Origin of the sequence: Streptomyces sp. NPDC059455 (assembly GCF_042750115.1) — a bacterium.
Lineage (GTDB): Bacteria > Actinomycetota > Actinomycetes > Streptomycetales > Streptomycetaceae > Streptomyces > Streptomyces endocoffeicus.
Genome location: NZ_JBHYVB010000296.1, coordinates 1 through 10845 on the forward strand (window position 1 = coordinate 1; position 10845 = coordinate 10845).

The 10845-nt window shown below is 72.3% G+C and carries 9 protein-coding genes; 6 read left to right on the forward strand and 3 right to left on the reverse strand.

What is annotated here, in order from left to right:
• Positions 1-83: 83 nt before the first annotated feature.
• Positions 84-833 (reverse strand): GntR family transcriptional regulator, encoded by a 750-nt coding sequence (locus ACFXB5_RS49650; protein ID WP_385221662.1) that lies wholly within the window; start codon positions 831-833, stop codon positions 84-86.
• A gap of 33 nt (positions 834-866) precedes the next feature.
• Entirely contained in the window at positions 867-2252 is a 1386-nt protein-coding gene (gene hmgA / locus ACFXB5_RS49655; RefSeq protein ID WP_385221664.1) for a homogentisate 1,2-dioxygenase, read from the reverse strand.
• A gap of 86 nt (positions 2253-2338) precedes the next feature.
• Between hmgA and ACFXB5_RS49660 the strand changes: the two genes are divergently transcribed.
• The 4 genes from ACFXB5_RS49660 (at position 2339) to ACFXB5_RS49675 (ending at position 8330) form a co-directional block, all read left to right on the forward strand.
• Positions 2339-3010: a TetR family transcriptional regulator gene (locus ACFXB5_RS49660; RefSeq protein WP_385221667.1), complete on the forward strand. Its 672-nt coding sequence runs from the start codon at positions 2339-2341 to the stop codon at positions 3008-3010.
• A gap of 204 nt (positions 3011-3214) precedes the next feature.
• Entirely contained in the window at positions 3215-5443 is a 2229-nt protein-coding gene (locus ACFXB5_RS49665) for a molybdopterin oxidoreductase family protein (RefSeq protein ID WP_385221670.1), read from the forward strand.
• Positions 5444-5564: 121 nt separating this feature from the next.
• Positions 5565-7028 (forward strand): CitMHS family transporter, encoded by a 1464-nt coding sequence (locus ACFXB5_RS49670; protein WP_385221673.1) that lies wholly within the window; start codon positions 5565-5567, stop codon positions 7026-7028.
• Between the two features lie 3 nt (positions 7029-7031).
• A complete protein-coding gene (locus tag ACFXB5_RS49675; RefSeq protein ID WP_385221675.1) occupies positions 7032-8330 on the forward strand; it encodes an MFS transporter in 1299 nt (432 codons plus the stop codon).
• A 40-nt stretch (positions 8331-8370) separates the two neighbouring features.
• Here the strand turns inward: ACFXB5_RS49675 and ACFXB5_RS49680 are convergent, their stop codons facing one another.
• The gene (locus tag ACFXB5_RS49680) at positions 8371-8889 is read right to left on the reverse strand and encodes a DUF402 domain-containing protein (protein ID WP_385221678.1); all 519 of its coding nucleotides are present in this window, start codon (positions 8887-8889) and stop codon (positions 8371-8373) included.
• Between the two features lie 51 nt (positions 8890-8940).
• On the opposite strand from ACFXB5_RS49680, the gene sigJ reads away from it, so the two are divergent.
• Both sigJ and ACFXB5_RS49690 read left to right on the forward strand, forming a co-directional pair.
• Positions 8941-9894 carry an RNA polymerase sigma factor SigJ gene (sigJ, locus tag ACFXB5_RS49685; RefSeq protein WP_385221681.1) on the forward strand — a complete coding sequence of 318 codons (954 nt, stop codon included), beginning with the start codon at positions 8941-8943 and terminating at the stop codon, positions 9892-9894.
• Complete coding sequence (locus ACFXB5_RS49690) at positions 9891-10673, forward strand: aminotransferase class IV family protein (protein ID WP_385221683.1); 783 nt, start codon at positions 9891-9893, stop codon at positions 10671-10673. The genes sigJ and ACFXB5_RS49690 overlap by 4 nt, the downstream gene beginning before the upstream one ends.
• The last annotated feature ends 172 nt before the right edge of the window (positions 10674-10845 follow it).

Genomic DNA, 10845 nt, shown 5'->3' on the forward strand with positions numbered 1-10845 from the left:
GGTCTGGGGCGGAGCCCCAGTTGTGGGAAGGGGCGGGGAGGGGGAACAGCCCGCCGCAGGCGCCAAGACCGCGCCGGACCCCTCTAGTCCGCCTCGACCGTGACCGAGAACGAGAACCGGTCGCCCCGGTAGTGGATGCGGGCCACGTCCACCGCGCGGCCGCTCTCGTCGTAGGTGACCCCCGTGTAGTGCAGGATCGGGCTGAGCAGCGGGACCTGGAGCAGCCGGGAGGTCTCGGGGTCGGCGAGGCGGGCCTCCACCGTGTCCGTGATCCGGCTGATCCGCACCCCCACCGCGTCCCGCAGCACCTTTGTCATCGGCCAGCGGGCGAGGTCCGCGAGGTCGATGTGGTCGGCCAGCTCGGGGCGGACCAGGTTCTCCGCCCAGTTGGTGGGCTCGCCGCTGTGGCCGTCCCGGCGCAGCCGGCGGTAGGCGGTCGCCTCGTCCAGGTCCGGGAAGTACTCCGCGAGCGCCGCCGGCACCGGCGCCGGGCCGTGTTCCAGCACCGTCGTCCGCTCACCCGACTGCTGGGCCACGATCGCGTCCACCGACCCCAGCAGCCGCACCGGCGCGGCCCGCCGGGCGCTCGGCTCGATGAAGGTGCCGCGGCGCCGGTGGCGGCTGATCAGCCCCTCGGTCTCCAGCTCCTTGAGCGCCTGCCGCATGGTGAGCACGCTGACCCCGTAGTGCTCGGCCAGCCGGTCCTCGGTCGGCAGCCGCAGCGGATCGTGCGGGGCCCGCCCGAGTATCGAGGCCCGCAGCGACTGCGAGACCTGGTACCACAGCGGCAACTTGCGGTTGAGGGCGAGGGAGTCGGGGGCGAAGGTGGTCACACGGTCTCCGGTCAACGGCGGCAACGGCGGCGTTCAGGGGCGGAAATGGCGTTCCAGACCCTGCCATACGTCGTCATAGCGCCCCTGGAGATGGTCCGCCTCCAGCGCCTGCCGGGTGGCCGTGACCGGCCAGCGCGTCTCGAACATGAAGGCCAGCCCGTCGTCCAGCCTGTGCGGCGCCAGCTCGGCCGCGCTGGCCCGCTCGAAGGTCTCATGGTCCGGGCCGTGCGCGGACATCATGTTGTGCAGCGAGCCACCGCCGGGTACGAAGCCCCCCGCGCCGCCGGTCTTCGCGTCGTACGCGCCCTCGATCAGCCCCATGTACTCGCTCATCACATTGCGGTGGAAGTACGGCGGCCGGAAGGTGTCCTCCCCGACCAGCCAGCGCGGGGCGAAGACCACGAAGTCCACGCCCGCGAGCCCGGGGGTGTCGGAGGGCGAGGTGAGCACCGTGAAGATGGACGGGTCCGGGTGGTCGTAGCTGATGGTGCCGAGCACATTGAAGCGGCGCAGGTCGTATACGTACGGCACATGGGTGCCGTGCCAGGCGACCACGTCCAGCGGCGAGTGGTCGTAGGTGGCGGCCCACAGATTGCCGCAGAACTTGTTGACCACCTCCACCGGGCGCTCCACGTCCTCGTACGCGGCGACCGGGGCGAGGAAGTCCCGGGGGTTCGCCAGCCCGTTGGCGCCGATCGGGCCGAGGTCGGGGAGGGTGAACGGGCGGCCGTAGTTCTCGCACACATAGCCGCGCACGGACGGCTCCAGCGGCTCCACCCGGAACCGCACCCCGCGCGGGATCAGCGCCACATGCCCCGGCTCGGCGCGCAGCAGGCCGAACTCGGTGTGCAGCAGCAGCCCGCCCCGCTCGGGGACGATCAGCAGCTCGCCGTCCGCGTCGCTGAACACCCGATCGGTCATGGGCGCGTTGGCGGCGTAGAGGTGGATGGCCATCCCCGCGCGCTGGGTGGCGTCGCCGTTGCCGCCCAGCGTCCACAGCCCGGCGAGGAAGTCGGTGCCCTCCGCTGGCTCCGGCAGCGGGTCCCAGCGCAGCCGGTTGGGGTCGGGCGCGGCCTCGGTGAAGGGCGCCCCGCGCAGCGCGCCGCCCGCGATGCGGGTGAACGGCGGATGCGCGGCGGAGGGCCGGATGCGGTACAGCCAGGAGCGCCGGTTGGTGGCGCGCGGCTCGGTGAAGGCGCTGCCGCTCAGCTGCTCCGCGTAGAGCCCGAGCGGGGCGCGCTGGGGGGAGTTGCGGCCGATGGGCAGTGCGCCGGGCACGGCCTCGCTACTGTGCTCATTGCCGAAACCGGAGGCGTAGACCAGCTCTTCGGCCGTCTTGCGTGCCCGCTCGATCCCCTGCTCGTGTCCTCGCTGATCGCCATGCCGCTCGCTGTGCTGGATCCCCGTGCCGTCGCCCATCGCGCGCTCCCACCGCTCCGCCGCACACCACTAGTTTCCATTTGATTCCTCTGTCAGACGATAGGAATCGAAACCCGGGCTCGTCAATGATCGGGCAGGATGGTGGCGTGCCCATACCGCCCCTCCGCCGCCATCCGGTCCAGCGCCGCAGCGCCGAGCGCCTCGGCCGGATCCTCGACGCGTGTGCCGAGCTCCTCGACGAGATCAGCTACGAAGAGCTGAGCACCCGGGCCGTGGCCGAGCGCGCCAACGTGCCCATCGGCTCGGTCTACCGCTTCTTCTCCAACAAGCGGGCGATGGCCGAGGCCCTGGCCCACCGCAATCTGGACGAGTACGCCGAGCGGATCACCCGGCGGCTGGCCGCCTCGGACGCGGCCTCCGCCTCCGGCTCCGGACCGGACGGGGGCGGCGGCTGGCGGGAGGCGATGGACGTCGTCGTGGACGAGTATCTGGCGATGAAGCGCGGGGCGCCGGGCTTCGCGCTCATCGAGTTCGGCCATCCGGTCCCGGCCACCGCGCCGCCCGAGCAGCCCAATCATCTGGTCGCCGACCGGCTGCGGACGCTGCTCGCCGACCGGCTCGGGACGGGCGGGGACGGGGCGACCGAGGAGCGGCTGCGGGTGGCCTTCCTGCTCGCGGTCGAGACGGCGGACGCGCTGCTGCGGCTGGCGTTCCGGATGGACCCGGAGGGCGATCCGGCGATCGTGGCGGAGACGAAGGAGCTGCTGCGCGCCTATCTGGCCCGGGTCCTGGACTGATCCGGGGTCCACTGGGCCCACTGGGAGGCCGGGTCGACCGGGAGTTCCCGCCGATCCCAGGTCCGGTCGATCGGAGTTCCCGCCGATCCCGGGTCCGGTCGATCGGGAGTTGCCGCCGATCCCTCCCCGACATGCCTACCAGTCGGTATGGTGAGCGGGTCCGGCGCGTCATCGCGGCCTCGCCGCCGTCCCTGGGAGAGACCGATGAGCACTGCCCCGCGTATCTGCCCGCTCTGCGAGGCCACCTGCGGGCTCACCCTCACCATCGACGAGGGGAAGGTGACCGGGGCGCGCGGCGATCGCGAGGACGTCTTCAGCCGCGGCTTCATCTGCCCCAAGGGCGCCGCGTTCGGGCAGCTCGACGCCGATCCCGACCGGCTGCGGCGCCCCCTCGTCCGCCGTGCCGGGCGCCTCGTGGAGACCGGCTGGGACGAGGCGTTCGCCGCCGTGGCGGAGGGGCTGGCCCCGCTGCTGCGCGAGCACGGCCCGCAGTCCGTGGGGGTCGTGCTCGGCAACCCCAATGTGCACACCGTGGCCGGAGGGCTCTATCCGCCGCTGCTGCTCGGCGCGCTGCGCACCCGTAACGTCTTCAGCGCCAGCACCCTCGACCAGATGCCCAAGCACGTCTCCAGCGGGCTGCTGTACGGGGACGCCAACGCGCTTCCGGTGCCCGACCTGGACCGTACGGACCATCTGCTGATGCTCGGCGCCAACCCGCTGGACTCCAACGGCAGTCTGTGCACCGCCCCCGACTTCCCCGGGCGGCTGCGGGCGCTGCGGCGGCGCGGTGGGCGGCTGGTGGTGGTCGACCCCCGGCGCACCCGTACGGCCGCGCTGGCCGACCACCATGTGGCGATCCGGCCCGGCACCGACGCCCTGCTGCTCTTCGCCATGGTGCAGGTGCTGTTCGCCGAGGACCTGGTGGCGCCCGGCCCGCTCGCGGAGCACGTCAGCGGGGTGGCCGAGGTGCGGCGGCTGGCCGCGGACTTCCCGCCGGAGGCGGTGGCCGAGGCGTGCGATGTGCCCGCCGAGGAGATCCGCACCCTCGCCCGCGACCTGGCCGCCGCGTCCCAGGGCGTGGTGTACGGGCGGGTGGGCTCCACCACCGTCGAGTTCGGCACCCTCACCAGCTGGCTGGTCGATGTGGTCAACGTGCTCATCGGGCAGCTGGACCGGCCCGGCGGCATGATGTTCCCGCTCGCCGCGACCGGCCGCCGGGAGCGCCCGGCGCGCCCCGGGAAGGGGTTCGCGCTCGGCCGCTGGCACAGCCGGGTCAGCGGATACCCCGAGGCCAAGGGCGAACTGCCCACCGTCGCGCTCGCCGAGGAGATCGAGACCCCGGGCGAGGGGCGGATACGGGCGGTGCTGGCGCTCGCGGCCAACCCCGTGCTCTCCGCGCCGGACGGCGACCGGCTGGACCGGGCGCTGGCCGGGCTCGACTTCATGGTCAGCGTCGATCCGTACCTCAACGAGACCTCGCGCCACGCCCATGTGGTGCTGCCCCCGCCGCCGCCCAGCCGCAGCCCCCACTTCGACTACGCCTTCAACAGCCTGGCCGTGCGCAACCAGGTCCGCTACACCCGCCCCGCCATCCCCCTGGAGGCGGACCGGCTGAGCGAGAGCGCCATCCTGGCACGGCTGGTGCTGTGCGTGAGCGGGAACGGCGGCGCCGATCCGGAGGCGGTGGACGCGATGGCGATCCAGGGGACCCTCGGCAAGGAGGTCGCCGACCCGTCCTCGCCGGTGCACGGACGCGAGCCCGGTGAGCTTGCCGCGCTGCTGACCGGGGTGGACGGCCCCGAGCGCCGGCTGGACATGATGCTGCGACTGGGCCCGTACGGCGACGGCTTCGGCGCCGACCCCGACGGGCTGAGCCTGGAGAAGCTGCTCGCCCATCCGCACGGTATCGACCTGGGGCCGCTGCGGCCGCGCGTTCCCGGGCTGCTGAAGACCCGCAGCGGCACGGTGGAGCTGTGCCCGGAGCCGCTGGCCGCCGATGTGGAGCGGCTGCGCCGGTCGCTGGCCGACCGGCCCTCGGGGCTGCTGCTGGTCGGCCGCCGCCATCTGCGCTCCAACAACAGCTGGATGCACAACGTCCCGGCCCTGATGGGCGGCAGCAACCGCTGCACGCTCCAGGTGCACCCCGAGGACGCCACCCGGCTGGGCCTGGCGGACGGGGGTCTGGCCCGGGTCAAGGGCGAGGGCGGGGAGCTGGAGGTGCCGGTCGAGGTGACGGACGCGGTACGGACCGGAGTGGTGAGCCTGCCGCACGGCTGGGGCCATGACCGTCCCGGCGTCCGGCTGTCCGTGGCCGGGGCCCGCCCCGGGGTCAATGTCAACCAGCTCTTCGACGGCTCACGGCTGGATCCGCTCTCGGGGACGGCGGTGCTCAATGGCCACCCGGTGCGCGTATCACCCTCGCTACGGCACTGACCTGGGGTTTTGCGCTTATTGCTCACGCGTCAAGACCTTGTTAACGGAAAGTTGCGGCACCTAACGTCGCCTCGACCGCCAATTCTGGGGGAGTTCAAAGGCGAACGTGAGGTAGCCAACTATGCTGACCATCCTCGGCTTCGTCATGATCGCGACATTCCTTGTCCTGATCATGATGAAGAAGATGTCCCCGATGGGCGCCCTGGTGCTCATCCCCGCGCTGTTCTGTGTGCTTGTCGGGAAGGGGGCGCACCTCGGGGACTACGTCCTCAAGGGCGTCGGCGATCTGGCACCCACGGCCGCCATGCTGATGTTCGCGATCATCTACTTCGGGGTGATGATCGACGTCGGCCTCTTCGACCCGATCGTCCGGCTCATCCTGCGGTTCTGCAAGGCGGACCCGATGCGGGTGGTGGTCGGCACCGCGATCCTCGCGGCGATCGTCTCGCTCGACGGCGACGGCTCCACCACCTTCATGATCACCGTGTCGGCCATGGTGCCGCTCTACCGGCGGCTGAAGATGAGCCTGGTGGTGATGACCGGTGTCGCCGCCATGGCCAACGGCGTGATGAACACCCTGCCCTGGGGCGGCCCGACCGCCCGCGCCGCCACCGCGCTCAAGGTCGACGCCAGCGACATCTTCGTGCCGATGATCCCGGCCCTCGCGGTCGGTCTGCTCTTCGTCATCGCCCTCTCCTACGGCCTGGGCCTGCGGGAGCGCAAGCGGCTCGGCGTGCTGACGCTGGACGAGGTCACCGCCGGCGACCCGGAGCAGGTACTGGTCGGCGCGGGCTCCGGCGGCAAGGGGGCCAAGGGCCGTAAGGGCGTCAAGGCCGCGCTGACCGGCGGCGGCGCGGGCTCCGGCACCGACGCGGAGGCCCCGTCCACGAACGGCTCCGGCTCCTCGGATTCCTCCTCCCACGAGGGTGAGGACGCCGACGAGTTCAAGGGGCTCGACCCCCACCGCGCCACCCTGCGCCCCAAGCTCTACTGGTTCAACGCGGCCCTGACCGTCGCCCTGCTCGCCCTGATGGTGACCGAGACCATGCCGATCCCGGTCCTCTTCCTGCTCGCCGCCGCCGTCGCGCTCACCGTCAACTTCCCGAACATGAACGACCAGAAGGCGCGGGTGGCCGCGCACGCCGAGAACGTCGTCAACGTCTCCGGCATGGTCTTCGCCGCGGCCGTCTTCACCGGCGTCCTCACCGGCACCGGCATGGTCGAGCACATGGCCCGCTGGCTGGTCGACGGAGTCCCCGAGGGCATGGGCCCGCACATGGCCATCGTCACCGGTGTGCTGTCCCTCCCGCTCACCTACTTCATGTCCAACGACGGCTTCTACTTCGGCATCGTGCCGATCCTCGCCGAGGCCGGGGCCGCCCACGGGGTGTCCGCACTGGAGATCGCCCGCGCCTCGCTCGTCGGACAGGCCCTGCACATGTCGAGCCCGCTGGTCCCCGCCGTCTACGTGCTCGTCGGGATGGCGAAGGTCGAATTCGGCGACCACACCCGGTTCACCGTGAAATGGGCGGCGCTCACCTCCCTGGTGGTGCTCGCCGCGGGTCTCGCCTTCGGCATCATCTGACCCGTGAAGATATCGAAGCCCGGTAGGGGCTGGCTGCTGCGCCTGGTCATCGCCTTCTCGTTCACCCAAGGGGCGGTGAGCATGGCGCGGCCGGCCGTCTCCTACCGGGCGCTCGCGCTCGGTGCCGACGCCCGTGCCATCGGTGTGATCGCCGGTATCTACGCCCTGCTGCCGCTGTTCGCCGCCGTACCCCTCGGGCGGCGCACCGACCACGGGCGGTGCGCCCCGCTGCTGCCCATCGGGGTCGCCCTCATCGCCACCGGCTGTGCGTTCAGCGGCACGGCCGGATCGCTGCCCGCGATGGCCGCGTGGAGCGGCGTGATGGGCCTCGGACATCTGTCGTTCGTCATCGGCGCCCAGTCCATCGTGGCCCGCCAGAGCGCGCCCGAGGACCAGGACCGCAACTTCGGCCACTTCACCATCGGTGCCTCGCTCGGCCAGCTCATCGGGCCCGTCGCGGCCGGTCTGGTGGTCTCCGAACACGACGGGGCGATGGGCCGCACCAGCGCCGCCGCGCTGTTCGTCTCCGCCGCCCTCGCGGCCTTCTCCGTCACCTCGCTGTGGCGCATCGAGCGCCGCCCCGACGGAACGGCGGCCGGGCGTGCCGAGGAGGCCCCGGCCCGCAAGGTCTCCGTACGGTCCATCCTGACCACCCGCGGGGTCGCCTCCGGCATGTTCATCAGCCTCGCGGTGCTCTCCGCCACCGACATCCTCACCGCTTATCTGCCGGTCGTCGGCGAACAGCGCGGCATCTCGCCCGCGGTCGTCGGTGTGCTGCTCAGCCTGCGCGCCGCCGCCACCGTGGCCTGCCGGCTCGCCATGACCCCGATGATCCGGCTGATGGGCCGCACCGTGCTGATGGCCGTCAGCTGTCTGGGCGCCGCGCTGCTGTGCGCGGGCATCGCCCTGCCGGTGCCCGCCTGGGCGCTCGGGGTGCTGCTGGCCGGGCTCGGCTTCTGCCTCGGCGTCGGCCAGCCGCTGTCGATGACGACGGTCGTCCAGGCGGCCCCTGAGGGGGCACGCAGCACGGCCCTCGCGCTACGGCTCACCGGCAACCGGCTCGGCCAGGTGGCCGCGCCCGCCTCCGCCGGTGTGCTCGCGGGGCTCGCGGGCACCGCCGCCCCCTTCGTCATGCTGGGCGGACTGCTCCTGATCTCGGCGGCGATAGCCGTCCGGCCGCTGCGCGGTCGCCCGGCCGCGGATCCCGCCGGGGACCGGCCGGTGCCGCAGAAGCGGCCTGCCAAGGGGCGTACGGAGGAATCGTCCTCGGCCTCGCGGGGCACGGGACGGCCGCCCCGGTGAGCGGACGGTGCGACGGCGGTGAGCCGACCGCGAGATGGCCTCAGGGCCGCTCGCCGTCGACCATGGCCAGCCACGCTTTGGAGGCGTCCCCGAACGGCTCGGCGCGCCCGTCGACCGCCTCCATCAGCCACCGCCCCGCCGCCTCGGCCTCCGCTATGACGTCCGCCGGATAGCCGTACCGCACCTGGTGTTCGGCGAACTCGTCCTCGTCGTCCAACAGGGTCCTGCCGTCCGCCCGCTTGCGGATCACATCGAGATCCAGGTCCACCATCGTGACCTCGTGGGAGGAGACCCACTGCGCAGGCGTGGCGATGTCGCAGTAGATCTCGGTCTCCCGGGGCGGGGCGTTGAACGCCGCGGTCCACCACGCGTCGCGCGGGAGGAGGACCACATGCGCGCAGGCGATCGGCACCATCGGGCCGTACCCCTTGCGCATGACGCCACCGCCGGGCAGCCCCAGCCAGACCCCGTGGTCGTCCTCGCCCAGCCTGCGCATCCGCAGGTTCCAGTGCAGAGAGCCGTCGTACTTGCGGTAGTTGACGGATACGAGATCTGGCATGAGCCGATCCTATGCGGTGGCCGGAGCGGCACGCCGCCTAATATCGATGCGATGAACACCCCCGTATCGCCGTGGAAGGACCGCGCGGGACCGCAGGACAGGCCGGTGCCGGATGCGGGGAGCGAGGACTTCCTCCACCATCGTGAGCTGCTCTTCTCCATCGTCTACAACATGCTCGGCACGGTCGCCGACACCGAGGACGTGGTGCAGGAGACCTGGCTGTCCTGGGCGTCGGTCCAGGACAAGGAGATCGCCAACCCCCGGGCCTATCTGGTGCGGATCGCCGTCAACCACGCGCTCAGCCAGATGCGCCGGGCCCGCCGCAGCCGGGAGAGCTATATCGGCCCCTGGCTGCCCGAGCCCGTGCTGACCGAACCGGACACCCCCGACACCGCGATCCGCGCCGAATCGGTGTCCCTGGCGATGCTGGTGGTCCTGGAGACGCTGACCCCCTTGCAGCGCGCGGTGTTCGTGCTGCGCGAGGCGTTCGCCTACGACCACGCGGAGATCGCCGCGATCCTGGGCCGCAGCCCGGCCGCCGTCCGCCAACTCGCCCACCGCGCCAAGGAACGCGTCGAGGCCCGGCGGCCGCGCTACGACCTCGACCGCTCCACCCAGCGCATCGTCACCGAGCGGTTCCTCGACGCGGCCATCGGCGGTGACCTCGACGCCCTGATGGACGTCCTGGCCCCCGAGGTGGTCATGTGGAGCGACGGCGGGGGCAAGCGCCGCGCGGCGCTCCGCGTGATCGAGGGCCGGGAGAAGGTGGCCCGCCTGGTGGCCGCCGTCAGCGCCCAGCTGCCCACCTTCGACGCGCGCCCGGTACAGATCAACGGGGGCCCGGGGGTGGTCCTGTTCATCGGCGGAACGCTGTACGCGGCCGCGGTGTTCGACCCCGCGCCGGACGGCGAGCGGGTGCGCGGCATCTACGGCCTGATCAACCCCGACAAGCTCGGGCGACTCGCCGAGTCCGTCCACCCCCCGGCTGTAAGACTGGCCCCATGACAGAGCTGAACGGGGAACCGGCGGGCATCCGCGAGCTGACGGCGCTGGCCATGACCAACTACGGCCACTTCACCACCATGCGGGTGGAAGACGGGCGGGTACGCGGGCTGTCCCTCCACCTGGACCGGCTGGTACGGGACTGCGGTGTGCTGTTCGGCACCGACCCGGACCGGGAGCGCATCCGCGAACTGGTCCGGCGCACCGTCGCGGACACCACGGGACCGCTCACCGTCCGGGTGACCGTGTACGACCCCGACCTCGGCCTGGAGCGGCCCGGGGCCGAGGCCACGCCGCGGATCCTGGTCACCACCCGGCCCGCCGCCGCGCCCTCGCTGCCCCCGCTGAACGTGCGCACCGCACCGCACCACCGCGACCTGCCGGAGGTCAAACACGTCGGCCTCTTCGGGCTGTTGCGGCTGCGCCGCCTGGCCCAGCTCGACGGCTACGACGATGTGCTGCTGACGGACGAACGGGGCGCGGTGTCCGAGGGCGCGACCTGGAACGTGGGGTTCTTCGACGGCGATCGCCTGCTGTGGCCGGACGCCGCGTGCCTGCCCGGCGTCACCCAGGAACTGCTCCGCCGCGGCCACGGCGGCCCGCAGCACACCGAGCGGATCGGTTCCGACCGCCTCGGCGACATGCGCGCGGCCTTCGCGCTGAACGCGGGGGTGGGCGTGCGGGCGATCCGGTCGATCGACGGGGTGGAGTTCGACCCGGGGCATCCCGTCCTGGACACCCTGCGCAAGGAGTACGTCGCGACGGAAGCGGAACGGCTGTGAGACAGCCCGCATGAGGCGGTGCCCGGCGGATCAACGCCTACGGCGAGCTACTCCCCTCCCGCCCCTTCCCGAATCTGGGGCTCCGCCCCCGGCCCCCGTCGGGGCTCCGCCCCGGGCCCTCGCGAACGCCCTTCGGGCGTGTCCTCAAGCTCCCCCAGCTACCGCTGGGAGG